25 protein-coding genes are annotated in these 26,051 nt (G+C 52.9%); 8 read left to right on the top strand and 17 right to left on the bottom strand.

All coding sequences use genetic code 11. The annotated features are described in order from the left end of the window. The 3 genes from SRBAKS_RS04190 to SRBAKS_RS04180 form a co-directional block, all read right to left on the bottom strand. On the bottom strand, window positions 1-918 hold the full coding sequence (locus SRBAKS_RS04190; protein ID WP_229593971.1) for an ABC transporter permease: 918 nt from the start codon (window positions 916-918) through the stop codon (window positions 1-3). A gap of 1 nt (window position 919) precedes the next feature. Beyond that, complete coding sequence (locus SRBAKS_RS04185) at window positions 920-1,897, bottom strand: ABC transporter permease (RefSeq protein WP_229593969.1); 978 nt, start codon at window positions 1,895-1,897, stop codon at window positions 920-922. A gap of 176 nt (window positions 1,898-2,073) precedes the next feature. Next, complete coding sequence (locus SRBAKS_RS04180; protein WP_229593967.1) at window positions 2,074-3,687, bottom strand: ABC transporter substrate-binding protein; 1,614 nt, start codon at window positions 3,685-3,687, stop codon at window positions 2,074-2,076. Between the two features lie 227 nt (window positions 3,688-3,914). On the opposite strand from SRBAKS_RS04180, the gene SRBAKS_RS04175 reads away from it, so the two are divergent. After that, window positions 3,915-4,334 (top strand): hypothetical protein, encoded by a 420-nt coding sequence (locus SRBAKS_RS04175; RefSeq protein WP_229593965.1) that lies wholly within the window; start codon window positions 3,915-3,917, stop codon window positions 4,332-4,334. A 35-nt stretch (window positions 4,335-4,369) separates the two neighbouring features. Here the strand turns inward: SRBAKS_RS04175 and SRBAKS_RS04170 are convergent, their stop codons facing one another. Both SRBAKS_RS04170 and SRBAKS_RS04165 read right to left on the bottom strand, forming a co-directional pair. Next, a complete protein-coding gene (locus SRBAKS_RS04170; RefSeq protein WP_229593963.1) occupies window positions 4,370-6,895 on the bottom strand; it encodes a TIGR03960 family B12-binding radical SAM protein in 2,526 nt (841 codons plus the stop codon). Between the two features lie 77 nt (window positions 6,896-6,972). Further along, window positions 6,973-7,314, bottom strand: a complete 342-nt coding sequence (locus SRBAKS_RS04165) for a hypothetical protein (protein ID WP_229593961.1) — start codon at window positions 7,312-7,314, stop codon at window positions 6,973-6,975. A gap of 528 nt (window positions 7,315-7,842) precedes the next feature. Here SRBAKS_RS04165 and SRBAKS_RS04160 point away from each other — a divergent pair. Beyond that, on the top strand, window positions 7,843-9,342 hold the full coding sequence (locus tag SRBAKS_RS04160) for a DUF3360 family protein (RefSeq protein WP_229593959.1): 1,500 nt from the start codon (window positions 7,843-7,845) through the stop codon (window positions 9,340-9,342). Window positions 9,343-9,423: 81 nt separating this feature from the next. Here the strand turns inward: SRBAKS_RS04160 and SRBAKS_RS04155 are convergent, their stop codons facing one another. The 3 genes from SRBAKS_RS04155 to SRBAKS_RS04145 all read right to left on the bottom strand — a co-directional run bounded on the left by SRBAKS_RS04155 (window position 9,424) and on the right by SRBAKS_RS04145 (window position 11,974). Then, window positions 9,424-9,930, bottom strand: a complete 507-nt coding sequence (locus SRBAKS_RS04155) for an ACT domain-containing protein (protein WP_229593957.1) — start codon at window positions 9,928-9,930, stop codon at window positions 9,424-9,426. Between the two features lie 199 nt (window positions 9,931-10,129). Beyond that, window positions 10,130-11,704, bottom strand: coding sequence for a sodium/solute symporter (locus tag SRBAKS_RS04150; protein ID WP_229593955.1), 1,575 nt, complete (start codon window positions 11,702-11,704; stop codon window positions 10,130-10,132). A gap of 3 nt (window positions 11,705-11,707) precedes the next feature. Then, window positions 11,708-11,974, bottom strand: a complete 267-nt coding sequence (locus SRBAKS_RS04145; RefSeq protein ID WP_229593953.1) for a DUF4212 domain-containing protein — start codon at window positions 11,972-11,974, stop codon at window positions 11,708-11,710. Between the two features lie 194 nt (window positions 11,975-12,168). Between SRBAKS_RS04145 and SRBAKS_RS04140 the strand changes: the two genes are divergently transcribed. The 4 genes from SRBAKS_RS04140 (at window position 12,169) to SRBAKS_RS04125 (ending at window position 15,899) form a co-directional block, all read left to right on the top strand. Beyond that, on the top strand, window positions 12,169-13,236 hold the full coding sequence (locus tag SRBAKS_RS04140; protein WP_229593951.1) for a putative nucleotidyltransferase substrate binding domain-containing protein: 1,068 nt from the start codon (window positions 12,169-12,171) through the stop codon (window positions 13,234-13,236). Window positions 13,237-13,309: 73 nt separating this feature from the next. After that, window positions 13,310-14,863, top strand: a complete 1,554-nt coding sequence (locus tag SRBAKS_RS04135; RefSeq protein WP_229593949.1) for a glycosyltransferase family 9 protein — start codon at window positions 13,310-13,312, stop codon at window positions 14,861-14,863. Window positions 14,864-14,937: 74 nt separating this feature from the next. After that, a complete protein-coding gene (locus tag SRBAKS_RS04130) occupies window positions 14,938-15,540 on the top strand; it encodes a DUF8043 domain-containing protein (protein ID WP_229593947.1) in 603 nt (200 codons plus the stop codon). Between the two features lie 2 nt (window positions 15,541-15,542). Next, on the top strand, window positions 15,543-15,899 hold the full coding sequence (locus SRBAKS_RS04125) for a hypothetical protein (RefSeq protein WP_229593945.1): 357 nt from the start codon (window positions 15,543-15,545) through the stop codon (window positions 15,897-15,899). A 60-nt stretch (window positions 15,900-15,959) separates the two neighbouring features. On the opposite strand, the gene SRBAKS_RS04120 is transcribed toward SRBAKS_RS04125, so the two are convergent. The 3 genes from SRBAKS_RS04120 to SRBAKS_RS04110 form a co-directional block, all read right to left on the bottom strand. Beyond that, complete coding sequence (locus tag SRBAKS_RS04120) at window positions 15,960-16,889, bottom strand: hypothetical protein (protein WP_229593943.1); 930 nt, start codon at window positions 16,887-16,889, stop codon at window positions 15,960-15,962. A 10-nt stretch (window positions 16,890-16,899) separates the two neighbouring features. After that, window positions 16,900-18,021 (bottom strand): membrane-bound lytic murein transglycosylase MltC, encoded by a 1,122-nt coding sequence (gene mltC, locus SRBAKS_RS04115; protein WP_229593941.1) that lies wholly within the window; start codon window positions 18,019-18,021, stop codon window positions 16,900-16,902. 199 nt (window positions 18,022-18,220) lie between these two features. Beyond that, window positions 18,221-19,012 (bottom strand): 2-amino-3,7-dideoxy-D-threo-hept-6-ulosonate synthase, encoded by a 792-nt coding sequence (locus SRBAKS_RS04110; protein WP_229593939.1) that lies wholly within the window; start codon window positions 19,010-19,012, stop codon window positions 18,221-18,223. Between the two features lie 403 nt (window positions 19,013-19,415). On the opposite strand from SRBAKS_RS04110, the gene SRBAKS_RS04105 reads away from it, so the two are divergent. After that, the gene (locus SRBAKS_RS04105; RefSeq protein WP_229593937.1) at window positions 19,416-20,087 is read left to right on the top strand and encodes a substrate-binding periplasmic protein; all 672 of its coding nucleotides are present in this window, start codon (window positions 19,416-19,418) and stop codon (window positions 20,085-20,087) included. A 68-nt stretch (window positions 20,088-20,155) separates the two neighbouring features. Here SRBAKS_RS04105 and SRBAKS_RS04100 read toward each other — a convergent pair whose 3' ends face one another. The 5 genes from SRBAKS_RS04100 to SRBAKS_RS04080 form a co-directional block, all read right to left on the bottom strand. Further along, window positions 20,156-20,539 carry a Rid family detoxifying hydrolase gene (locus tag SRBAKS_RS04100; protein ID WP_229593935.1) on the bottom strand — a complete coding sequence of 128 codons (384 nt, stop codon included), beginning with the start codon at window positions 20,537-20,539 and terminating at the stop codon, window positions 20,156-20,158. Between the two features lie 14 nt (window positions 20,540-20,553). Continuing rightward, the gene (locus SRBAKS_RS04095) at window positions 20,554-21,531 is read right to left on the bottom strand and encodes a hypothetical protein (RefSeq protein ID WP_229593933.1); all 978 of its coding nucleotides are present in this window, start codon (window positions 21,529-21,531) and stop codon (window positions 20,554-20,556) included. Between the two features lie 128 nt (window positions 21,532-21,659). Beyond that, a complete protein-coding gene (gene feoB, locus SRBAKS_RS04090) occupies window positions 21,660-23,795 on the bottom strand; it encodes a ferrous iron transport protein B (RefSeq protein WP_229593931.1) in 2,136 nt (711 codons plus the stop codon). 2 nt (window positions 23,796-23,797) lie between these two features. After that, window positions 23,798-24,040 (bottom strand): FeoA family protein, encoded by a 243-nt coding sequence (locus SRBAKS_RS04085; RefSeq protein ID WP_229593929.1) that lies wholly within the window; start codon window positions 24,038-24,040, stop codon window positions 23,798-23,800. 44 nt (window positions 24,041-24,084) lie between these two features. Next, entirely contained in the window at window positions 24,085-24,264 is a 180-nt protein-coding gene (locus tag SRBAKS_RS04080) for a FeoB-associated Cys-rich membrane protein (RefSeq protein WP_229593927.1), read from the bottom strand. Between the two features lie 227 nt (window positions 24,265-24,491). Between SRBAKS_RS04080 and SRBAKS_RS04075 the strand changes: the two genes are divergently transcribed. Further along, on the top strand, window positions 24,492-24,695 hold the full coding sequence (locus SRBAKS_RS04075; RefSeq protein ID WP_229593925.1) for a hypothetical protein: 204 nt from the start codon (window positions 24,492-24,494) through the stop codon (window positions 24,693-24,695). Between the two features lie 10 nt (window positions 24,696-24,705). On the opposite strand, the gene SRBAKS_RS04070 is transcribed toward SRBAKS_RS04075, so the two are convergent. Next, window positions 24,706-26,049, bottom strand: a complete 1,344-nt coding sequence (locus SRBAKS_RS04070; protein ID WP_229593923.1) for a surface carbohydrate biosynthesis protein — start codon at window positions 26,047-26,049, stop codon at window positions 24,706-24,708. Window positions 26,050-26,051 lie beyond the last annotated feature (2 nt).

The raw sequence follows: 26,051 nt of genomic DNA, 5'->3' as shown, positions 1-26,051 counted from the left end.
TTACCCCTTGTAGAGTTTGGGGTTGAGGAAATCACGGACCCAGTCGCCAAGCAGGTTGATGACCAGGATCAGAGTGACGAGCAGGATGCCGGGGAAGATGGTGATCCACCAGGAGCCGGAGAAGATGTACTCGAAACCGGCGGTGATCAGCGACCCGAGCGACGGCTTGGTCACGGGCATGCCCAGTCCCAGGAAGGAGAGGGCGGCCTCACTCATGATGGCGTTGGCCACCTGCACCGTGGAGATGACCAGAACCGGCGACAGCGTGTTGGGCAGGATGTGTCGCCACATGATGCGCGTCTTGGACAGGCCGATGACGCGAGCCGCTTCGACGTATTCCTTTTTGCGCTCGGCCAGAACAGAGGCACGAACGGTACGGGCGTACTGCGGCCATTCGGCCAGACCGATGATGACGATGATCAATGGCACGGCCACCTTGTCGTATCCGGCCACGCCGAACGCGGTCTGTATGATGGCGCCGATAAAGATGGCGACCATATATGTTGAGAATGAGAGCTGTACGTCAGCGATGCGCATGAGGATGTTGTCCAGTCGCGGCATGTAGCCCGAGAGCAGTCCCACGACGATGCCGAGGAATGCCTGGAGACAGACCGCGCCTACACCGATGATAAGAGACACGCGCATGCCGTAGAGCATGGTGGAGAGCATGTCGCGCCCCTGGGCATCCGTGCCGAGCAGGAATTCGGTGGTGCCGTTGTCACTCCAAACCGGCGGGGCCTGGGCGTTCATGATGTCGATGGTCGTCGAGTTGTACGGATCGTGCGGCGCTATGATGGGCGCGGCAAATGCGGAAAAGACCAGTACGGCCAGGATGGCGAAGCAGGTCACGGCCACAGGGTCCCGGAGGAAGCTGTAGAGCATGTATGAATCTTTGAATCGTTGCCAGCGGGTTCTCATGTTACTGCCTCCCTGCCACGCGGACCGTGGGATTGACGAGACCGTAGATGATATCCACGAAGGTGTTCACCAGAACAAACACGATGCCGACGAAAACGAGATAGGCGACCATGAGCGAGGTGTCGGAGCGTTCTACCGACTCAATAAACATGGACCCCATGCCCTGCCATTGAAACACTGTCTCGGTGAGAATGGTGAAGGCCACCATGATACCGAGCTGCACGCCGCCTACGGTAATGACCGGGAGCAGCGTGTTCTTGAAGGCATGGACCAGCCAGACACGACGTGGTTGGATGCCTTTGGCCCAGGCGTATTTGACGTATTCGGTTTCCAGAACTTCCATCATCTCTGAGCGGATGAGTCTGATGAAGAGTGGGAGCATGATGGAAGAGAGCGCGATCGAAGGCATGATCAGGTGCTTGAGTCCGTCCAGGGTCAGCAATCCGCTGTCCCACCAGCCGAACAGGCGAACGGTTTCTCCCCGTCCGTAGGAAGGAAGCCAGTGGAGCTCGACCGAGAAAATATAAATGAGGAGAATGGCTGTCAGGAAGACTGGCATGGATACGCCGACAATGGAGCTTCCCATGATGAATTTTGAAAACCAGCTTTTGGGCTTGATCGCAGAATAAATGCCGCAGGGCACCGAAAGCAAAATGATGATGAGCGCTGAACAGAAGACCAGCTCAAGCGTGGCAGGAGCTTTTTTGATGATAACCTCGGTTGCAGGCTTCTTGAAGAAGTAGCTCTGACCGAGGTTGCCGTGGACTGCGTTGCCCAGAAAGCGCACGTATTGGACCATGAACGGGTCGTTTAGACCGAGTTTCTCGCGAATTTCCGCGCGTTCGGTCGGAGTGACCCGTTGACCCACGAGATCGCGGACCGGGTCGCCAAAGTTGTGTTTGATGGCGAATCCTATGAAACTGATGATCAGCATGACGATCACGGCTTGCAGGATTCTTTTTACACTGAATGCAAACATGGTTTCTCGGTTGATAGGTTATGTTGTCCGACCACGAAATTGTGAGCCGGGTTTGATTTTATTGGTATTATTTTGTGGCGCACCAACGATCGCCAAGCGATGGAAGGGGAACCCAGGCCGAGGCCGGGGTTCCCCCTTTAATGCGCATTGTCGATCAATGCAAGTCGCGGGTCACGCTACTTGATGACCAGGTCGCCAAAGTACGGGAAGTTCATGACGTTCACGATGTCTTCGGTGTTCATGCCGGTCTTGGATGCCCAAGACAGGTTCTGCCAATGCAGAGGAATGAATCCGGCTTCATCGTATTGGATGGTTTCAACTTCCTGACACTGGGCTGCACGCTTGGCAGGATCGGTCTCGACCTGAGCGGCCAGAGTCAGCTCGTCCACCTTGGCGTTACAGTAGTTGCCGGAGTTGTACTGGCCGTAGCCGGTTTCGGCATTGCGGCACATGGACAGGAATTCGTAGAAGTTGCCGGAGTCTTCGGTGTCAGAATGCCAGCCGATCATCTGGATGTCGGCGACCTGAGCATCGAACTCATCCCAGTACTGGGCCTTGGGCATGGTCTTCAGGGAGATCTTGATGCCGATCTTGGACATCATGGAGACAAAGGCCTCGGAGATCTTTTCGTCGTTCACGTAGCGGTTGTTCGGGGCGATCATGGTTGCCTCGAAACCGTTGGGGAAACCGGACTCGGCCATGAGAGCCTTGGCCTTTTCAACATCGTAACGGGGAGCCAGCTTTTCGCTGTAACCGACATAGCCCTTGGGGGACATCTGACCGGCGGCGGTGGCAAAACCCTTCATGATCTTTTCGACGACACCGTTGTTGTCGTAAGCGTAAGCCATGGCCAGGCGGACCTTGGGGTCGGCCAGTGCGGGGTTGCTCTTCTGGTTGAGCTGGAAGGTAATGATGCGGGAACCGGACATGGTGACCAACTGCAGACCTTCGGTGGTCTTGATGCGATCCAGATCCTGCGGAGGAACGGGCATGATGAAGTCGACATCGCCGGACAGCAGAGCTGCAACACGGGTGGCGTCGTTCTTGATCGGGGAGAGGACGATTTCCTCAATGTTACCGGTTTTTTCCCAGTAGTCGGCAAAGCGGGTGAAGACAGTCTTCACGCCCTGTTCGCGGGCAGTGACCATGAAGGGACCGGTGCCGGATTCGTTCTCGTTGGCAAAGGAGTAGTCGGTCTTGATGATGAGATCCTTGGCCTTACCCTTGTCATCAGTACCGGAGTAGAATGCCTTGTCCATGGGGAAGACATAGGTGGCCATGTTGAGCACCAGGCCGTAGGGGCTTTTGGTGATCAGGTCCACGGTGTAGTCATCAATGGCCTTGGCACCGACGAAGGGCTCGAACAGGCCCTTGTAGTCATCGGATTTCTTCAGGCGGTCGATGGTGAAGACAACATCAGCAGCTGTGAAGGGGTTGCCGGAGTGGAATTTGACGCCTTTGCGCAGGTGAAAGCGCATTGTCAGGTCATCAATACGTTCCCATTTTTCAGCCAGACGGGGCTGGAAGTTCATGTCCTTGTCATAACGGACCAAGGAATCAAATACCATATGGGAGTACTGAAGCATGCCGCCGGACAGCTGGACATGGGGGTCAAGGGAGACCGGATCAGCGTCCATGGCGAGTTTCAAGGTGACTTTTGCAGGGGCTTCAGGGGCAGCGGCTTTTTCTTCTTTCTTCTCTTCTCCGCAACCGGCCAACAGCATGGCGGCAACGATCAGAGTGAGAAGGAAAAGAGAAAATTTGCCGGCGGATTTGATCGTCGACATCATAGGTTGTTCCTCCATAAAATTAACTAATTACGCCGTATAATGACGTTTCCATACCTCTCCTGTGTCCAGCGGACACAATCTGTCATTTTCAAGCAGTCTGTCAGGGGGTTGCAAACACCCTGAATCACGGCATACAAGAGGCTGACAAATCTGTTACTCCATACACTTTTCACCGTGTTTTAACAATAGGGTTTTGCCTTTGAACCTCAAGTCGGGAGAATGTAATAATGTTCAGAATTAACGGCAATATCATACTTTTTCTGTTTTTTATTTTGTCAATCTGTGGATGTTCCGGTTCTTCTTCGGTTGATGGCGGATTAAACGTCAGTGAAATACTGACTCTTGATAACGAATATGAATCGGAAATCTCGACCGAAACAGACCAGATGTTTGCCCTGGATATGAATAATCCACTGGCAAAGGGGCACAAGCTTACCGGGGCATCTTTTGATCCTTCATTGCTTCGGATGGAGCGGTTCATCGAGTATGAAGATGACGGTATGCGTGCACGGTACCTGTTTACGGCCCTTATGGATGGAAAGTGTGAAGTGCTCATCAAAATGCAAGCGATATCAGGTGGCGAAGAGGAAGTCTTCAAGCGCGTCTCCGTTACCATCGGAGGCGAAGATGACGGGTGGTTTTTCTAGGGCAAAAAAAGGGGCCGTATGGCCCCTGTGAGAATCTAATCGAAACGCTGTTCGGTCTTTGTCAGCGTGAAATCAAGTTGGCTGGCGTTCTGCATGACTGACAGGCAGAGGGTCAGCGGACTCATGTAACTCTCCCGCCAGTCCATAACCAGTGTCAGCCCATTGTCCGTCTCGGTCATTTCCTTGATAATTGGACGGATGTTGAATGGTTTCATGCCTTTTTTCTTGGTGCGTTTTTCAATGATGAATTCGTCATTGTCCATGAATGCCTTCCATTGCGTCAGGCGTCTGGCTGCATCTTTCACAAAATGAAGTTCAAAGACTTCTTCGACGGACTGGGGCTGCTTCTTGCCCATGGAAAGCCGTTGGGCCTTGAGTGGTTTCAATCCCAGCGGCATGTTGGGCGACAGCCGTTCGACGACCTCGTTGGGTTCAAAATCCTCGCGGAAGAAAACATTGATCCATTCGGCCATGCTGGACACGCCCACTGGCAGGGCTTTTCCAAATGACAGGCGTGGCATGGGGTGGAACCCGGCGGAAAACGCCATGGGGAGTTTGGCTCTGCGAAAGGCGCGTTCGAAAACAGCCTGGAGTTCGAGCTGGCTCAGGTATGCGGCAGGGCCGTTCTTTTCATACCACAGCCGGTAATGCGACCCTTTGACGGTCAGATCCGGCTTCTCAATGGTATAGGGCGGCTGTTCATTTTCCTGATCCCGTTTCTTGAAAACGAGTTTGTGCTGGATATCCTTGTCGCTGATTTGTTCCGTCAACGTGGAGGTGTGCCCGTCGAATTCGCACACGCCGCAGTTGCGACACGCACCGTAGCGGCAGTCTTCGGTGATTTTTTCCGACAGGGCGCGGTTGCGTTCCTTGAGCAGAAAGTCCTTGGTTATGCCGCTTGAGATGTGGTCCCAGGGCAGCGGGTCTTCCGGGTCGCGGGGGCCGGTGTACTCATCCCAATCAAGCCCGGCTTCGTCCATGGCTTCCTTATATGGCTCCAGCCGAAGATGATCTTTCCAGCTGGAGAAGAGCGCGCCTTTGGCATACGCCCGTTCGATGACTTCGGCCAGACGGCGATCGCCACGGGAGAAGACGCCTTCCAAGGAGGTCATCTCAGGCTCATGGTATTTGATGTTGATCCGTTTGTGTCGTCTGAACTGGTCACGCAAGTATCCGATCCGACGGTAAATCTCGTCGTAGGAAATTTGCGGTTCCCATTGGAACGGCGTCTGGGGTTTGGGCACGAACGGTGAAACCGCCGCCGAAACCTGTAACCGCTTGATATGGCGTCCGGCTGAATCTCGAACCTTGAGACAGAGATCGACAATGGCGTCGAGGTCTTCGTCTGTCTCGGTGGGCAGGCCGATCATGAAATAGAGTTTCACACCCTGCCAGCCGTTGTCGAAGAGGAGTTTGACGTGATCAATGAGCCCCTGTTCGTCCACGCCCTTATTGATCACGTCGCGCATGCGTTGGCTGCCTGCCTCCGGAGCCAGGGTCGCGCCGGTGCGGCGAATGGATGAAATCCGCTCCATGATGGGCGCGGACAGTGAGCCTACGCGCAGGGAGGGCAGGGAAATGGAAATCTGTTCGGAGGCGCATTTGTCGAAGCTGCGGGTGAACAGTGTATCCAGCCCGGAAAAGTCGCCGGTGGACAGGGAGAGCATTGAGGTCTCCTCATATCCGGTTTCAGCCAGTCCATCTGAGAGGATACGGTCCAACTCTTCGAGCGAGCGTTCGCGCACCGGGCGATAGATCATGCCTGCCTGACAGAAACGACAGCCGCGTGTACAGCCGCGGGCGATCTCCATGGTCAGCCGGTCATGGATGGCATCAAAGGGGATGGTCTGCCCTGTGGGGAACGGGGTGGAATTGAGGTCGTCAACCACGGCTTTTTCCACGGATTCATATCCTTCCTTGAGGGGCTTCAGCGGTTGGCCCGGTCCCTGATCTTCAAAGAATGAAGGAATATAGATCCCCGGGATATCTGACAACCTTTCAAGGAGTTGTGCGCGGGAAATATCGTCCTGTTTGGCCTGTTCGATACAGCTGAGAATGGCGGGCATGGCCTCTTCGCCGTCGCCGATAACCATGGCATCAAAGAAGGGAGACACAGGTTCGGCATTGAAGGTCGCGCCGCCTCCGGCAATAATCAGCGGGTGAGACGCGTTTCGCTCCTCGGTTCGGAAGGGGATGCCTGCCAGGTCCAGCAGATACAGGATGTTGGTATAGCAGAGCTCATGGGTCAGGCTGATGCCAATGACGTCCATCTCTATCAGCGGCGTGTCCGACTCCATTGTGGCAAGGAGAACTTTGTGCTCGCGCAGTATCGCTGCTGTCTCCTGGCACGGAGTATAGACACGCTCGGCCCAGAATTGCGGATGTGCGTTTATGGCCTGAGAAAGAATCTTCTGCCCCAGGTAGGACATGCCGACTTCATACATATCGGGAAAAGCCAGAGCACACCGGACCGTGACAGTGTCGAGGTCCTTGAAGGTGGCCCCCCATTCGCTGCCGAGGTAGCGGGAGGGACGGGGGAGGATCGGAAGTAGTTCTTTCATTATCAGCTTTGCTCCATGAAAAACGGGGCGGCTCGTGAGAACCACCCCGCAGACGTATCAATTAATGCGTGCGACGACTAGCCGAGATCCAGGCCGCCACCGCTACCCATGCCGCCACCGCCGGACAGGTCGAGGCCGCCGCTGGACATGGAGATGTTGGTCAGAGCCTCAATGTATTTGGTCTTCAGCTCTTCGGGGCAGTTCGAGTATTCGAACATTACGTGGTCAAAAGAAATTTCGCCGTGCATTTCCTGATCAAAGGGGTAGCCGTAGGGCAGCAGGACCATCTGGGTTCCCTGCTGGGTGGGCATTGCCTGAATGGTTGCGGGGTCGTCGTATTTTTTGCCGGCTTCATCGTACTTGCCGACGATCATCTCGCCGCTGACCAGTTTGACCAGTCGAATATCGTAATTACTCATGTAGTTGTCTCCTTAAGTTTGTGGTGGCTTCTTAAGTAGGTCCAGCGACATCCTCTGTCAAGGCATGAGGAAAAGGCTCTTGATGGTCGACCTGGAATATATGGAAAGAGGGTGTGTAATAATAATGTGTTTTGTTTAAAATAATAGTGTATGGTTAATACACTCTAAGTGTTTATCTTTGCGTATTTAATTGTGATGTATACTCTTTTCATAATAATTGACTTTGCTGCGAGCTTGACTCATTGAAGTTCATAGATTAATCCGATCAAAGTGGTTGAGTTAGAAGGCTGTTATATATGTCAGGAAATTAACCAAGAGTAATCTGTTTCGCTCATTGGGGTTGCGTTTACTGTTTTCGAGATTTCCTCGGAAGCTGTCTACGTGCTTGATTCCACAGCCATTTAGTGCTTGGCACTCATGCTCAAAAGAACTTGCCTTATTTATTTCAGGTCGGATCTTAGAGTGGTATCATTATAAGATCCCCATTATTTTGGATTCGGGAAGGTCCAATCCACCGTTTGTGAGTGGTTGCGAACATTTGATTTCTCGCTAATCAAAGGGATGTCTTTTATGCAAGCCTCTAAAAATAACCGATATCAAGATTTGCACAAGCCTGCCAAAGAATTCAGCCGGCGCAATCAATACCTTGACCATGAATTGACTATTATGCGTCCCAAACGGTGGGGCTTGAATCTTCCCGGTCGGGATTTTCGATTCGAATGGGAAGATCTTATTCCTGCCATTGCTGGTACTATCGGACTGGTAGTCATGTGTACGGCCATTACAAAGTCATTTGCAAGCGCCTATGGTCTGGATATGGCTTTTATCGTGGAAAATGTTCGTGTTGACATGATTGCCGTTTCACTCTTTTTCGTCATTCTGTTTTCCGGCATATTTAATCCTCGGGCTAATCTCGCGGGTATCCATGGTCCGATGCTTCCCCTGATTCCCCTCATGGCTGCTTCGGGTTCACACCCGCTGGCTCTGGGTGGTCTGATCGCCGTATTTGGTATAATTTTGAGTGTGAGCAAAGGTGGATCACGTTTGGTCAAGGTCACAAGCCAGGGTGTAGCTGGAGGACTACTTGTCTATCTTGGAGCTATTGGGACAATTGGTCAGGTCGGTGCCATTCGGGCGTGGGCTGAATCCCTTAATCTCGGGTATATTGGATTTGCTGTCCTTTTCGGAAATTTCCTTCTGTATGCCTATCTTGCAAGAATTGGCAAACGCTGGTTGTCCATCCCCCTGTGTTCTCTGTTTGCAGCGGTGATTGCTCTTTCTTTGGGGGCACCGTTTGAATTTACTACCGGCCCCGGCTTGCCAAGTTTTAATCCCATGTACTGGTGGGGTGAGACTACAGGGTGGAAACTTGGGTTGCCTGGTATGACACATTTTATTGCTGCATTGCCTTTTGCCATTCTGGCCGTAGCCATGTGGTCTCCGGATTTTCTGGGCCATCGCATTTTCCAGGAGATGAACTATCCAGCTAAGGCCAAACATGTTCTGATGGATGTCGATGACACCATGATCGGTTGTTCTCTGCGTCAGGTCGTTACAAATATTGTGGGAAGTGGTTGTATTACTTCTTCCTGGGGGACCTATATGATTCCGGCAGCTATCGCCAAGCGACCAATCCCTGGAGGAGCTATTCTGACTGGTGTGTTGAGTATCGTTGTTGCTATAGCTGGCTTTCCCATGGACATTGCGGTCTGGCGGCCCGTTTTGAGTATCGCACTTCTGGTCGGGGTTTATCTTCCCTTGCTTGAGGCAGGTATGGAGATGGTTCACAATACCAAGGATGCCAAAGCTGCGGGCGCATGCATTTTTGCTTCCGCTATCGTCAACCCAGTATTCGGTTGGGCCTTAACGATGTTTTTGGATAACAATGGTCTTATCGCAGACAAGGAGCGCGCTGCTGGCTTGAATCTGGTTGACCGTTTTGTCATTCCCGGCCTTGGTTTCATAATCAGTACATTGGCCATGGCGGTTGTTGGTATGATCCCGGGTATTCCAGCTCTTATTAAGTAAGCAGACAAAATGAAAACAAAAAGGCCGGAGTGGGAAAATCACTTCGGCCTTTTCGTTGTGTGGCTTGAGAAAACGAGAATATTATTGGTCGAGAGTGACTCGGACATTCTCAGAGAGGTCGGAGAACATCGCTTCAAGCGTGGCTTCTCTCATATTGATAGACATTGATATGACCAGTTTGGCATTGTAGACCGTTTTGCCGATGAGAACCACCGGGAATCGGTGTATTTCCATGGAGTCGATGATAATGTTCATGTCCTCAAATATTTTGCAGATGTCTTTGGTCAGTCCGGGGCGGTCTGTACTGTCAATGGTGAGGCTGACTGTTTGGATGTTTTCCTTGTCCAGAGGGGAGAGTGATGAATTTGAGAACATCAAGTCCGGGTAATCCGTTTGAAGAGTCGACATGAGTTCTTCTTCTTTGCTGGTCGGGATGGATACTTTCATCAGGGCAGCAAAGCGGCCACTGGTTTTGATCACTTTGCTTGAGAGCCATTCTCCGCCAAACGTTCGAGTTCGTTGTGCCAAGGATTTTAGTAGCTCAGGGCTGTCTTCACCAGTGACTGTGGTAATGAATGTTTGTTGCATTGCTCCCTCCTCAGATGAGTCATGAAAGACGGGTAATTCTTGTTCACATTGAAACCATTCTTTAAGTCGGTTGTTTTAAGATACCCAATGTCTGAACGATTATGAAGTTTTTTTTTAGATTTTCTTCACACTCCTTTATTCTACAAAAAAGGGCAGCCCGTTCGGACTGCCCTTAGTGGGTAGATCAAGCGGATATGTTTTAGGCTTTTTCCGGTCCGTGGAGAATGGCCATTACCTCTTGAGTGTCCGGAGGCAGGGCGTCCTCACCCCTGGAGGAGTATTCCATTTTGGAGACCATATAGATGGCGATGAACGTCAGGATCATTACGAATCCACCGGGGTTCTTGAACTGCAGGAACGTGGGCAGCAGCCCTTTGCCGAGGATCATGAAGAAGGAGCCGACGATACCGGTGATGAGGCCGGCGATGGCACCGCCCTTGGTCATCTTGGGCCACCACACACCCATGACGAGCACGGGGAAGAAGGTGGAGGCGGCAATGGCAAAGGCGAGTCCGACGAGTACGGCGATCTGCATGTTTTCAGCCCAGAATCCAAGGGGAATACCGAGCAGGCCGACACAGATGGAGGCCACGCGGGCGACCTTGACGCGAGAGCGTTCAGACATGTCCGGGTTGAAGACGTTGACCACGAGGTCATGCCCGATGGCTCCGGCGCAGGTGATGATGAGACCGGCCACGGTGGACAGGATGGCCGCAAAGGCTCCGGCCACAACGATACCGAGCAGAATCTGGCCGCCGAACTGCGAGCCTGCGACAGGCACAGCCAGGTTCTTGCCGTTTTCGGCCAGCCAGGTCATCAGGTGCGGGCTGACGCCCATGGTCTGGCCCTGAAGGTAGACATAGCGGACAACGTGGCCGACATACGGGCTCAGGATGTAGAAAAACCCGATGAGGAAGAGCACGTAGATAACGGTCTTGCGTGCAGCCTTGCCGTCAGGAGCGGTGTAGAAACGCACCAGAATGTGGGGCAGGCCGGACGTGCCGAACATGAGAGCCAGCAACAGGGAGATGGTATCCTTGAGGTTGGTCAGCCAGTAGGCGGGGCTGGTGTAGGCAGCGCCATCAAAGATCTTGCCGGTCTGCGGGTCCGGTCCCTTGAACGTGGCGATGAAGTTGACCACGTCGGTGTAGGTATACCCTTTGACCATGAAAGGAATGAAGGCGAGCAGGAACATGGCGCCGAACAGAATCCAGAACTGGACCAGCTGGTTGACGGTGGTTGCCTTCATGCCGCCCACAGTGACGTAAAAGGTGATGATGCAGGCGATGATGACGATGGACGTGCCATACTCGAGGTCGAGCAGCAGGCCCATGACCTTGCCCGCACCAAGCATCTGCGGAGCCATGTAGAAGAGCGAGACGAACAGGACGCCGATAACGCCGAGCACGCGGGCTTTCCGTGAGTGAAACCGTTCGGAAACGAAATCGGGCACGGTATACCGGCCGAATTTGCGCAACGGGCTGGCCAGGAACAGGAGCAGGGCGATATATCCCGTAAAGAAGCCAAGGGCGTAAATGATGCCGTCAAAACCATACAGGAAGGCGACACCGGCAACGCCGAGGAACGATGCCGCGGACAGATAGTCCGAGGAGATGGCCGAGGCGTTGATGAAGGAGTTGACCTTGCGTCCGGCCAGATAATAGTCGGCAGACGTTTTCTGGCTGCGGAACATGAAGGTCGTCACGATGGTGAAGGAGAGCATGCAACCGATGAGGATCAAGGCCACTATGGGTATTTGGTATCCGAGTTCCATGGCTTATTCTCCTTCAAGCTCAGTTGCGATTTCATCTTCAATGGCATTTGCCTTTCCCACGTACCAGATGAACAGCCCCCAGGTGATGGGGTAGATGGCGACTGCGACCAGCCAGTAATGGAGCGGGAAATTCATGATGCTGATCTGTGAAATAGTTTCTCCAGCCAGATAGATGACCATAAAGATGCTGATGACAAAGGCGAAATACGGAACGCCAATGCCAAGTGCGAACCTAAGTTGTCGTTTTCTGATCTTTTCGATTTGGTCCATGGTTTTTCCCCTTTCTTGATAAGTGAATTTGCCGTTGAACTTCTTTTACAGTAATGAAATAGGGTATCGCATTTCATTTCAGGTAAACGGTCAAACTTGATAGGCAGGGTGTTCGGCGTGTTTGGCGCACTCGGCCAGCGGAGTGATTTTCCCGGTTAACGGTTGGAATTTTGGTCACGGAGCACCATTTCAGCATGAAATCAGACGAAAAATGGCCCCTAAATGGCGATTATGCCGATTCAGGCATGCCTTGTTGCCTGGATGAAGAGCTGTTGACCATGGCTCGCGAGGGCAAGCTGGTTGGCATCCGCAGGACGCGTCTGGATCTGGTGCAGGACTGGATTGATGAAGGCATTTCGGCCGAGGTGATCTGTAAACGTCTCACCCGGTTCAACCGTGAAGTGATCATGGCCGTGCTGGAGGCCCATGCGGAAGAGTTCCCGTGGCTCAGGCAGTGTTCATTTCTTGAGTTCGGCTCCGGCGGGCGTGCGGAGCAGGTGCTGGGATCGGATCAGGACAATGGCTTGCTTATGGACATATCGCCTGACGAAGACGAACTGGATGAGTGTACCCAGTCCATCGTCATTGCTCTGGACGGCGCCGGGTTGGCCCTGTGCGAGGGCGGGGTCATGATCAGTAATAAGGAGTGGCGCGGGGATTTCGAGACGTGGATGCATCGGCTCACGAGCTGGCTCTCCAATCCGGCGGAGAAGGGGTCGTGGCAATCAGGCTTGATTCTCGATTTTACAGCGGTGTTCGGCTCTCAGGCTGCGGTGCAGGAAATGCGGGACCATCTGTGGGAGTATGTGCGCACAAAACCCATAGCCGTGTCCCTGCTGATTCAGGAATTGACGGATTACAGACTGCCCCTGACATTTTACGGTTCGTTCATTACCGAGCGGGAAGGGCCGTGGCATGGCTATCTCAATATAAAGAAGAGTGTGCTGGCGCATCTGACCAATAGCGTTCGTATCCTTGCGCTCAAGTATGATTTTCCCCAACACAATACCTGTGATCGCATCCGGCAACTCATTCAGGCCGGGCATGTTTCTGACACGCACGGCCAGCTTCTGCTTGAGGCGTGGGAATATCTCCAACGCAAACGGTTGGAAATCGGTTTGACCTGTGACAAGGCCGGTATTCCTCCTCATAACTATATAAAGCCTCTGGCCTTGCCGTCAGAAGAGCAGAAGCAGCTCAAGAAATCCATTCATGCCGTGGAAAAGCTGGTGCGTCTGATCCAAGCCGGAGCAGGGCTGTAATGCGGCTTCAAATTTGCATCGCACCAAGTATCCGCCGAATTTTCGACGGTCTTATCTTATAAGGATACGGTTCGTGAACGTTCTCATTATCAATCTGACCCGTTTCGGTGATGTCATTCAAACCCAACCTGTAATCTCCGGTTTCAAGAGTCAGGGGCATCGGGTCGGTCTGGTGTGCCTGAAGAATTTTGCTTCAGCCGCGACCCTGCTCGATGGCATCGATGCCGTTATCCCCTTTTCAGGGGCTGGAGTGCTTGCCGGTCTGGATTCGGATTGGAGGTTGGCGGTCAAAGACGTCTCAGTGTTGCAAAGTGATGTCTTTGCCTTGTTCAAGCCGGATATGACGGTCAACCTGACGCCATCCGTGTCATCGCGGATGCTTGCCTACGCACTGACGCCGGAGACTGGCCAGACCGTGGGATTCACGGTGGATGAATTCGGGTTCAATGCAGACAGCAATTCCTGGGCTGCGTTTTTACAGATGGCTGGAGCCAATCGTGGGGCCAGTCCGTTTAACATTTGTGATCTGTTTCGGCGGGCAGTGGGACTCAGTGGAACCGAAGGGAACTCGCTTAAGCTGGCAGCGCCGGCAGATGAGAGTCTCAATGAGGCCGACGCGCTGCTCGCGAATGTGTCTGAGGGCACTGGTTTCATCGCCCTGCAGATGGGAGCGAGCGAGGAGCGTCGGCGCTGGCCCGTGGCGAGTTTTGCCGCTGTGGCGCGTACCCTTTGGGAGCGGGATGGACTTGCTCCCGTGCTCCTTGGCACCAAAGGCGAGGTCGGTCTGGGCGACCGGTTCGCCGACAGCGTGGATTTTCCGTTCGTCAACTGTATCGGGAGGACCTCCCTCACTGCTTTGGCTGGGGTGCTCAAGCGATGCAAGGCCCTCATTACCAATGATACCGGAACCATGCACCTGGCCGCAGGTTTGGGTGTGCCGCTGTGTGCGGTCTTTCTGGCAACCGCGCAGCCGTGGGATACTGGTCCGTATCGAGCGGGCAACATCTGCTTGGAACCGGATATGGCCTGTCACCCCTGTGAATTCGGCAAACAGTGCCCCCATGACGAACAGTGTCGGCATGCGGTGACACCGGAGGCCATGTACTCCTCGGTCTCCACCCTGTTGTCTGGAGAGCGTCGGCAGCCTGTTTCAGGCGCGCGGGTGTGGCAGAGCGTGACGGGCGGAGACGGCTTCATGAATCTGGAATCCCTGTCCGGTCATGATCAGACGGACAGGGCCTTGTGGATCAGCATACAGCGGAAGTATTTCAGTCGGTTCCTCGATGGTCTTCCCCTTGATGAAGGCTCCGGGCTTGGGCGGAAAATTCGTCCGCAAATGGGTGAAGACATATTCAAAACTTTGACGAGCGCTCATGATATGTTGTTCCTGATTTCCCAGCAGGGGACTCTGCTCATGCAGAACCCGAGGCCGCAGGCCAAGGCAAAGTTCCTAGCCTCGTGGCAACGCCTGCAAACCATCCTTTCCTCGAATCAACATCTTAATATACTTGCATTATTGTGGGTTTTTGAGACGCAGCGATTCGGTGATGACCTGCCTTCGCTTCTTTTCCTGTCCGAACGGTACAGGCTCCTGTTTGCTGCTTTGCGGAACGAATTTGCTCAGTAGGCATGGTTCTTGAATAATCACAGCAGACTGCCTTATCGGCAAATTTTATCATCCCTTTCGAGGAGGAGAGCATAATGCTTATTATTGACGGCAAACAGTATGACATAGGTTCCCAGAATTATGAGAACCTGGAACAGGTTTTCAATAAAGTGGTCGAAGAAGGCCATTTGGATGATCGTGTCGTGACCGATGTGAAGGTCAACGAGGAGCCTTTCACCGAAATTTATCCGCACCAGGCCGAAGATATTGAAATGGCCGAAGTCGACTCCGTGGAGATCATCACCATGGCGACCTCGGATATGGCTGTCGAGATCACTCTTGAGCTGTACAAGGTCGTCAATATCATGAGTGTCGGCGGCAAACGTGTGGCAGAGCTTTTCCGTCAGGCTGATGATGCCGAGGCCCTGGAAACCTATCAGGATCTCATTGATGTCATCCGTAATTTCCTGAACATGATCGGTATCCTGCGTGATGAATATTCGTTGAAAGATCATCCTGAATATCTGGATAATGCCGAAGAAATGAACACCATGTTCACTGAAATGGGAACTGTCCTTGAAAACGAGGACTGGATTCTCCTGGCCGACCTGCTCGAATATGAATTTCTCCCGGCGGTGGAAAAATGGAAAAAGGTCATCAAGCATCTGCGCGACGACATCAGGATCACCAAGAGGTAGACATGACCGCTCGCTCTGCCATGTTGGATGAAGCGCTTTCCCTTGGGCAAAAGGAATTGACCTGCCTGACCGAAGGCGATGTCTTTGAGGCTGAAAAGTTTGCCAAGGATCGGGAACGAATTCTCGATGAAGCTCTTGGCGACCTGCCCAGGGACAATCTTGAGAAATTGGCTGACAAGATTGCTGCCATGCAATCGTTACACACGGAGATAACCGGTGTGGCGAAGAGGCTGCACCTGTCTCTCAAGAAAGATCTGACCGGTCTCAAGAAACAGAACCAGCGCATGGCTGGGTACAGTTACGGCGCGGGCAATATGCCCCGTCTTGCCAAAGAGCGTTTTGTCAGCAAGAAGGGCTGATCTCGAAAGGATGGAATGCATAAAGCCCCTGCCACATGGCCGGGGCTTTTTTGTTTTGCATCAGAGTGCGTTCCAGCTCAGCTTCCCTGTTTCCCGGTCCGGGTGGGCCACGGCGTCGAATTCGATGCCGATGCGGGTGAATCCTGGACGGCCCGCTTTCATGGAACGGACAGTGCCCGCATACCAATAGGGTTTGAAGGTTTTTTCTCTGAAGTTGAACATGAAAAGGTTGATGACCACGGGTGAGTCCTCGGCGCAGATTTCGGGAATAAGCTTGTTGAGAATGCTCAACCCAAGTCCTCTGTCCGAGATATTGATCACACCATTGGCCCCCTGATCCGGCCCGTCTTTGGAAAACGAGTTTACTCCTATCTGCGGTATTGCATCCTCAAAGGCGATATCTGAAACAGCAAGGTCTTCAATCCAGAGTTTGACCCTGACGAACTGCTGGTCCGCAACCCTTTTTCGAATATGTTTACGGCGAGGAGCCATGGCATACCCTGTAGGGCCGGACAGGATCAGTCGGTCGGCCTTGCGACCGGAACGCTCGGATTCCAGCAGTTTTGCGGTAAACGAATTGACCTTGCCTTCACGGGTCTTGAATGGGGCGAACATACATGTGACGGTTTCGTCTTTTCCGGCCTGTATGTTTTCGAGGTGATCAATGATTTCACATTTTATTTTGGTGCTGCTTGCCGAGGTGATGACACATCTGACCGAAATCCGGTTGGCCTTTTGAGAGGCGAGGACATCCAGCACCACGCCACGTTTTTGCAGGATGCGCGGGATGCTTGTTCGGATGGATGCTGTGTTGCGTGGTGTTGGGCGGAAGAGCAGCCTGAGAGCGACGATCAACAGGATCAAGGCAATCAGTCCCAGGAGTGTTCCCCCGATCAGGCGGAACAACTCGGGCGTGAGCCAGGGAATGAATGGATGCATCCATTCGACGGCACTGTTGATCAAGGCGGCGATAGGGTCCTGCGTGTACATTGGCGTATGGCTAAAAGTTGACGAACTGCTTCTTGGCATCAAGTACCTTGCCAAGATAGCGACGTGTCTCTTCATAGGGAACATCTGACCGCAATGTGTCGTATACGGAGTCGGGAAGCAGGGAGTTGATTTTGGATACCGCGCGGGTCTTGTCCTTGTTGAATGCGTTCAATACCGTGCCAGCTCCGCCATTATATCCCGCTATGACGCAGTATTCCCGCGAGACCGGGTCCTGTATGCCTTTCAAATAACGTGTCTGGAGCAGGTGGAGGTAGGCGCTGCCGTATTTAACGTTGGTGCCTGGAGCCATGAGCGCGCTGGGGGACGGCGTGCCCTGGTGGCCGTTGAGATACTGGTATACATCGCTCCCGGCCGTGGATGGAACGACCTGCATCAGGCCTATTGCCTTGGCTGAGCTTACGGCAAACGGGTTGAAGTCGGATTCCACTTTCATGATGGCATAGATGAGATTTCTGCTGACGTTGAAGCGTGTTGATGCTTCCGTGACCATGGTTTTGTATTTTTGTGCGCGTACATTCAAGTGGTCCTTGATCATGGGGAAGGTCACGTAATGCGCGGTCTTGTCTTTGACGGTGCGCGTTTTGAGATCGGTCTGCAAGAGATGGTCAGCAAAGCGTTCGGCGCGCCACGCCCAGCGGATGTCCTTGTTCTCATGATCCTTGACCTCGCCCATCAGGAATGGTGTGTCGCCGAGTTTGATGGTCTTGGCGGAATAGAGATCCACGGCCCGAGGGTCGCCAGGCGTCAGCAGCGTGGTGACAATGGCGTTTTTCAGGCTCTGGTTTGGGTCTTTCTGATCAATGGTTTCTACTGTGATAACACCGGTGTCGAAGTCCACACTGGCGCGCGAGAGATAATTCTGGGTGTATTTGACGTATTGTTTGGGTTGCGGAATTCGAGCGTCGTCTTTGCCCCAGGCCCCTGTAACCGCCTTGATGAAATCGGCGACAAGCTTGTTGAACTGCTTGAGGTCTGTGCCGATCGCCGCCGGATTGGTGGCATAGCCCATGGCCTTGTCTCGTGCCAGGGATTCGGCGGCGGAGGCAGGATTGCCGGTAGCGGCTGCGCGGGCAAGCCGCACGGCATCATATCTGGAACATGAACCCAGCATGGTTGTCAGAAGTAAAAGGGTGCAGACGTGTTTCATACAGCGTATTCTATAGCTCTTTTTTCAATGAAGCCAATGAATCATAAAAACATTTTATCTATAATTCAAGTCAGTGCACACTCATGCACATGTCTGCATGTCAGCGATGCGGGAGGCATCCCGGACTCGGAGGAAATCCGGTCCGGGATGTTGTTTGTGGAGTCTAGAGCAATTCCATGGCGGCATCCACTTCCCAGTCCTCGTGGACAACCTTGTTCAGTGCGGCCACAATTTTTGCGGGGTGGGGATGCTGGAAGATATTTCTGCCGACAGAGAGACCGGAACCGCCAGCCTGGATGGAGTCGTAGACCATCTGTACCAGATCGCGTTCGCTTTCGAGGCGAGGACCGCCAGCGATAACTACCGGGACGCAACAGCCGTTGACCACGGTGGCAAAGCTCTCGGGGCTTCCCGTATAGTTGACCTTGACGATGTCGGCACCGAGCTCCACGCCGACGCGGGCGCAGTGGGCCACGACTTCCGGGGCGTATTCATCCGTGATTTTGGGGCCTCGTGCGTAGACCATGGCGAGTACGGGCATGCCCCATTCAGATGCCTCCGAACAGAGGGCACCGAAGTCGGACAGCATTTGCGTTTCGGTGGCGTCACCCAGGTTTACGTGGATGGAGACAGCGTCCGCCCCGAGTTTGATGGCATCTGAAACCGAACCGACCATGGTTTTGGCGTTGGGGTACGGAGAAAGAGAGGTGGATGCGGAGAGGTGAATGATCAGGCCGATATCCTTGCCGCCTGCGCGGTGAGAACAGCGGGGAATACCTTTGTGCATGAGCATGGCATTGGCGCCGCCCTCAGCCACCTGGTTGACAGTGTCACGAAGGTCAATCAGGCCGTAGATGGGGCCGACGGTTACGCCGTGATCCAGAGGGACCACGATGGTTCGGCCGTTGTTACGGTTCATGATCCTTTCCATACGAATTGCTTTACCGAGATGCATGCTGTTCTCCTTTGTTTTGACCGATCGGTGCGACCCTACAAAAAAAGAGGCCGCAGATACTACCTGCGGCCTCTTGGGGTTTTGTGACTCTTTATAATAACTAGTGCACACCAAGACCGCAGGCGTTTCTAAAATAATAGCTAAAAAAGAAAAAGAATCGTGCGGTGATGTTATGCATGCATTCGGGTTATCTGTTCAGAGTGGACAATGTCAAGCAGAGTTTGTGAAATATAAGGCGAGTTTTACAATATATACATATTGTTTTACATGCAGAAGTATGCACTCAATGTCATTGATTCATATTTAGTCATTGCCTGGAGTCTTTTTGCATACACTGAAAATTGTTTTTCTCACTTTTGTGCTCACTTTGTCGTCCTCCATTTTTTATGCGGATGGGGAGACAGTGACCTTTGCCTTTTTTTCCCGTGGATGGCCGCCTTTTGAGATGGCTGCCGGAGGAAGTCAGGCGGGCGTTGCAGTTGATCTTCTCAAGGCTGTGGTTCCTCCTGATGTCACTGTCGAAGTAGAGCCGGATCCAGCTCCTAGGGAGCTTCTTCGGAGAACCAGTGAGCGGATTTATGCCCGCCTGGAGGCGTCTGAGTGGTGTGGTTCATTGGATAAGGGGTTGTGGAGCGAGCCTGTTATGGCGCTGAATACCCGGCTCTATTCCTCTGTGAACAAACCTGTCGAGTTTGAGACTCTTGATGATCTGAACGGACTGACAGTCGGGTGTATCAAGAATTATTCCTATCCTGCGATACAACCGTATTTTGATGCCGGAAAGATGACTCGCTACGATACGAATTCGGTTTCTTTGCTGTTGAAGATGCTCACGGCGGGCCGAGTTGATTGTGCGGTTATTGATGAAGCCGAGGCCCGGTGGCTGATTCGGACTTCACCTGATTGGGAGAGTTCAAATTTTCATGAAGCGCAGCGTCCGGTTTCGACTGTTCAATTGCGGTTCGTTTTCAGCAATGTTCCTGCTTGGGAAAAACGCATGTCGGAAGTGAACACACGTATAAAGCTGTTGCGGGAGAATGGTTGGTTCGACCGGATTTTGAGCCATTATCTATGATGGTCTTAGTAGCAAAAAAGGCGGGAAACAGTGCACTGTTTCCCGCCTTTTTTTGAGCGTGTCTCCGACTAGTCGATAAGAGCTATGCATTTGAGCTCCACCAGACCGCCCAGAGGAAGACCGGCTACCTGAATGGCGGCTCGGGCAGGCTTGTGGTCTGTGAAGTATTCGGCGTAGATGGCGTTCAGATCGGCAAATTTCCCCATATCCATGACAAAGACATCCACGGCCAGGACTTTTTCCAGAGAAGATCCCGCTTCTTCAAGTATTGCTTTCAGATTTTCCAGAGCCTGTTTCGTCTGCGCCTTGAAACCGTCAGCAAGTTCGCTTTTGCCAGGGATGATGCCGAGCTGGCCGGAAACGTAAAGTGTGCCGTTTGCCGTGGTCGCCTGTGAATAGGGACCGACGGCTGCCGGTGCCTTGTCTGTGTGAATGAGTGTGATATCAGACATATGTGTCTCCTCGTTTATGTCGTAGATGGTTTTGGGTCGCCCCAGAGAAATCTGTTGCTGAAGGATGTCGGGATATGCTTGGTCAACTGAACCAGTATGGTCAGAACCACAAGGCCGAACAGGAAGCGCCCCCAGAAGACACCGCTCAAATGCGCACCAATGAGCATGACCAGCAGCGTGTCTTCAATCAGGGAGTGGCACAACCCCATGAGTGTCAGGGAATAGAATATATCCTTGCGACCGACATTGCCTGATTTGGCTTCGGCAATAATCAGTCCTCCGCCATAAGACAATCCGAGCGTCAGCCCGATGATGGTAATGGCGGAGGCCTTGGGGCCGATGCCGATGATCTTGAGTATCGGCTGCAGGATCATGTTCATCAGCTCCACTGCGCGGATGGCGTGGAGAATGCGCATGACAAGCATGAGGCCAAGGACGATGCCGAAGATCGAGAGCAGGTTCATGGCCTTGCCCGTGGCCCATTGCAGCAGTGTCGGATCAGGCTGGCTGGTTGTCTGCAAAGCGATAAGAGCAGGCCCCTGCAATGTCCCGGTGGTCGAGTATATCTGATGCAATATGAACCCGAGCACAAAGGCTCCGACAGCTCGAATGAGCACCTGAAAGATCATCCGTGCGCCGGCTTTTCGGGCAATGATGCCTTCGATAGGAAAACCGTGCCCAATCAATATGATGACGCTGAAGACGGTTGCCTGTTCTGTGGTGATGCTCAGATCCTGGATGAGGGACAGGAAAACTATGAGACCGGCATACATGGAGTTGACCATTGCCGATGCCCAGGCCAGCCCCAGTTCTGCTGGAAGTCCGAGCATGCCCATGAACGGTTTCAGCGGCCAGGCCAGGTATTGAATAAGGTCAAGTTCCTGAAGAATTTTAACCCCGATAATGACCGGTATCATGACCTTGAACAGTTCGTAGCATGCCTTGATGGCATCAATGAGGAGTGTCTTGGTGAAATCGTAGATTTTATTCATGATATTTATTCGTAGTTTGAAGGACCATAGGGTATCTTTATTTAAAAGAAAAGAGCGTCTTTCATTCCCCACAAAAAAGGGAGTCCCAGAGGGACTCCCTTGATCTTTTTGAATGGAATACTAAAGTGTTACAGGAATACTTTGGCTACATTATATGAGAGTACGGCCATGGCGAATGCCAGACCTGTGGAGCCGATGACACTGAATGCGGCCCAGCTCCAGCTTGATTCCCTGGCCATGGTGACAACAGTCACGAAGCAGGGGGCATAGAGCATGGTGAACACGATGAGTGCAATGGCTGAGGCTGCTGTAAAGCCGGAGTCGGCCACCAGTCTGTCTGCCAGAGGTTGTGATTCTTCGGTGTCCACTTCACCCAGGGAGTATGCCGTGCCCAGGGTGGAGACGATGACTTCCTTGGCGGCCACACCACCAGTCAGGGCGATGTTTACGCGCCAGTTGAATCCCGCCAGTTTGGAGATGGGTTCCAATGCCATGCCGATACGACCGGCCACAGTGTGGCGAATGGCTTCTTCGGCTTCCGTGTTGTCCAGAGCCGCAAGCTGTTCTTCCACCTGAGTGGTTGCGCGTTGGGCTTCATAGTAAGCCTGTCTTTCTTCCGGCAGTTGCGGGAAGGTCATCATGGCCCAGATGAGGATTGAGATACCGAGAATGATGGTACCCGCTTTCTTGGCGTATTCCCAGGTGCGTTCCCAGGTGTGGATAAGCACTCCCTGAAGCGTCGGCATGCGGTAGGGCGGCAACTCCATGACAAAAGGCGTTGATGCTCCCTTGATGACCGTGGAGCGCAGGACGCGGGCCACCATGAGGGCCATGGCCCAGGCCGCCAGTGTGATCATCAGCATGACGGTGGCCGAGTGTGCGGGGAAGAACGCCGCGGTCAGCATGAGGAAGACCGGCACCTTTGCGCCGCAAGTCATGTATGGAGCGACAAACAGCGTGGCCAGTTTTTCCTTTGGCGAACGCAGGGTGCGGGTGGCCATGACACCGGGAACGGCGCAACCACCGGCAATGCCGCCGGATACGATAAACGGGAGAACGGATGTGCCGTGCAGGCCGAATATCTTGAAAATGCGGTCGAGCATGTATGCCATGCGTGCGATGTACCCGGAGTCCTCCAGTGCGGAGATCATCAGGAACATGAACATGATCAGCGGGACGAAACCGAGCACGCCGCCAACGCCGTCAATGATGCCTGAAACGACCAGAGAGCGAAGGTGTCCATCAGGGAGCGTGTTGTATGCAGTGTCGCCAATCCAGCCGAAGAGTGCTTCCAGCCAGCCCATGGGTATTTCGCCCACGGTGAAAGTGATCTTGTATATGAGATAGATAATACCGAGCATGATGAGCGGGCCGAGGATGCGATGGGTCAGGACCCTGTCCATCTTGTCTGATCGGGAGATTCGGTCCGCATCCAGCACGGGATAGGACACGACGTTTTTAATTATGCTGGCGATATATCCGTAACGGTGATCTGCGATGAGTGCGTCGGGCCGTGCGTTGAGGGTCTTCTGGGTGTGTTCGCTCACTTCCTTGGACATGGACTCAAGGGTGTCCGACAAGGCTGTGTTGACCATGCGGCCTTTTATGACCACATCCTCGTCGCGTTCCAGGTATTTGATTCCGGTCCAGCGGGCAGGGACTTTGTCTGTCAGGAAGTTTTGCGCTTCAATGAGCGCGACCATCTCATCAAGGACCGGATCGAGGTCAGGGCCGTAGGAGATATTGAGCGGAGACCATTCTCCCTTTTTCTCTTTGGCGAGATCGAGAGAGGCGGCGAGCAGCTCATCGGCTCCCTCACCGTTTCTGGCGATGGTTTCCACAACGGCACAGCCGGAGAGTTGGGCGAGGCGTTCGGAGTTGATCTCCTTGCCGGATTTGCGCACCTCATCCATCATGTTCAGCCCAAGGACCAGGGGAACACCCAGCTCCATGATCTGTACTGCCAGATAGAGGTTCCGCTCCAGTGCGTCGGCGTTCATGATGTCGATAACGACTTGCGGTCGTTCATCCACCAGGAAATTTCGGGCAACCAACTCTTCTTGTGTATAAGCGGTCAAGGAGTATGTGCCGGGGAGATCAACAAGTTCAATGGATTTGGTGTTGGTCTTTATGTGGCCGACTTTTTTTTCAACCGTGACCCCTGGCCAGTTGGCCACATGCTGACGTGCACCGGTCAGGGCGTTGAACATAGTCGTTTTTCCGCAGTTTGGATTCCCCGCGATACCAATGGTATAGTGGCTCATGCTTAGTCCTCCAACGGGGTAACAGTGATATAATCCGCTTCACTATTGCGCAATGTCAGAGTGAAATCCCTGAGACGCAGGGCAACCGGGTCATTCAGTGGAGCCTTGCCTATGACCTGAAATTCAGTGCCGGGAATGAGACCAAGGTCGCGAATTCGGCGTCCCAGCTCTCCCTCGGCTCCAACTGTTTTGATTTTGAGTTTTTGGTTGACCCGAGCCTTACGCAGGCAGATATCTTGTGCCATTATGTATCCCTTAATGCTGTGTTATGCATCATAAAACAAAATGCTTACTTCAAATCGCAACCGGAAGGCTGATCAGGGCTTTTTTGACTCGAGCATGAGCCTGATTGTCCACAGCCTGAGCAGTTGCAGCCGGATTCTTTTGCAAGGATTTGCTTTATGATTCTACGAGCAACAAAGAGGGCGGCGATGGTAATAATCGCTACGACGATGATGGTATCAATCATGGTGTTCCCTCCAGAAGTTCCCTACAATTCAAGTCGGACATTCACTTGATAGTGATGTTGATAATCAGTGTCAAGGCAATTGTGCGCTCTATTTCGTTTTGAGTCAAGAAACCATTCTGTCCTGTATTCCTTGTCTTCACGTGTATTTTATGGTGATATGCTGCGTCCCGCAGGCGGTTGCGGGTGCTGTTCGCAGTCGTGTATTTTCAACAGTGAGCCTGGAGTGAATGATGGATGATGATGCCAAAAAAATGATGAAGTGGATTGATGTCCTGGCCAAGGGGATCATCATGGGGGCAGCCATCGGCTACTTGTTCAGCCTGACTGACATGATGCCTCCGGGCAAGGCCGTTGTCCTCGGCGGACTGGCAGGTTGTCTGGCGTCCATTACGTATAAGAACAGGCAGGACGATAAAAAGGATCAGCAGTAGCAGATTCCCGCTACAAAGGTTCGATCAGAAAGGTGTTCAGACAGAGTTGTTTGACGCTGACTTCAGGAAGATCCGGTTGTGCCTTTCGCAATCCAGCCAACCTGCGTTCCACCTCCGTTTTTCTCAATCGGGAAAATTTATTTAGTGCGTACCGTACTTTACGACCATTTCTTCCGGGTTGTTTCGCCCGCAATAATTTACTGAGATATTTCCGCCAGCATTTGGCGTTGCCCCAGAACCCGAGCGGATCCGGCAACCATGTGTGGGAATTTGTCGCGTATCCGGCTGCAAGTGTAGCTACGGAATCAGCAGCATTGTGGGTGATGTTCTCCAGATAGGGGGCGAGCTTGCGATGTATTTCCTGCATGGTCTTTTCAGGCATGCTGCCTGTTTGAATGTGCGCTAACGCTTCATCAGGGGTGGTTGTCCTGTGTCCGATGCCCGCCATCAGCGTGGCAGATCCTTCTATCCCTTCATATGGCTCATACTGGAGCACCAGCTTGCCCATGAGTGTGGCTTCCATGCCTGTGGTGCAGTCGTGATGGATGACGGCCCCGGCAGAGGCGATCCATTCACGCGCAGAACCGTTTTTGGTCACGATGATATTTTGATGCGCTGTGGTTTTATCCGTGTAGTAATCAGCGTTCTCGGCAGGGTGCGGTCTGATGATGATGTGGCGCTCAGGATTGGCTTCGGCCAGTTGATTGGCCAACTCTATCATGGCCAACGCTGTGCGTTCCTGGTGTCCACACCGTTTCCTGAGTTGTTCCAGATGCTCCGGGGTGCCGTACACCTTCCATTCGTCCATCTTGCTGAGCATTTTGACGTAGTAGTCAAATCCCATTTCATGATTGAACATGCCGAAACTGGTGTTGATCAGGATATAGTCGTCACCGTGTGCTTCAACGATAGCTTCATTGCGATAGTATTGCGTAAACTCAGGTGCCAATAGATCAAAGGCAGGATGACCAGTGACATGCAGATCGTTTACTCTGTCCTTCGGGATGAGCGAGGCCAGGATATCTGCCTGTCTTTGTCCCCACACGCAAATACCGGTGACGCTGTCTATGACCGAGGCAAAATTGCGTTGCATTTCCGGTGGATCATCAACGAACCCCTGTCCTTCAGAGTTGAGATTCAAGACAATACCACCCTGTTTCAGGATATCAGTATTCGTCCCTTCATGCTGATCGCTGTCAAAATGAATGACCGGTTCAGTTGTTGATCGAATATAGGCGTTGACCATGCGGTCGCCCACGAGCGAAGGCAACCCCTTGTCTGCCAGATGCAGGGCCTGATAGAGCACGCCGTCGAGCTCGCGGATGATGATTTCAACCTGGAAGGCGCAGAGCATGG

The sequence above is a fragment of the Pseudodesulfovibrio sediminis genome (assembly GCF_020886695.1).
Taxonomy (GTDB): Bacteria; Desulfobacterota; Desulfovibrionia; order Desulfovibrionales; family Desulfovibrionaceae; genus Pseudodesulfovibrio; species Pseudodesulfovibrio sediminis.
Note: the sequence above shows the minus strand (reverse complement) of the source record. Positions and strands in the feature narration are given on the sequence as shown.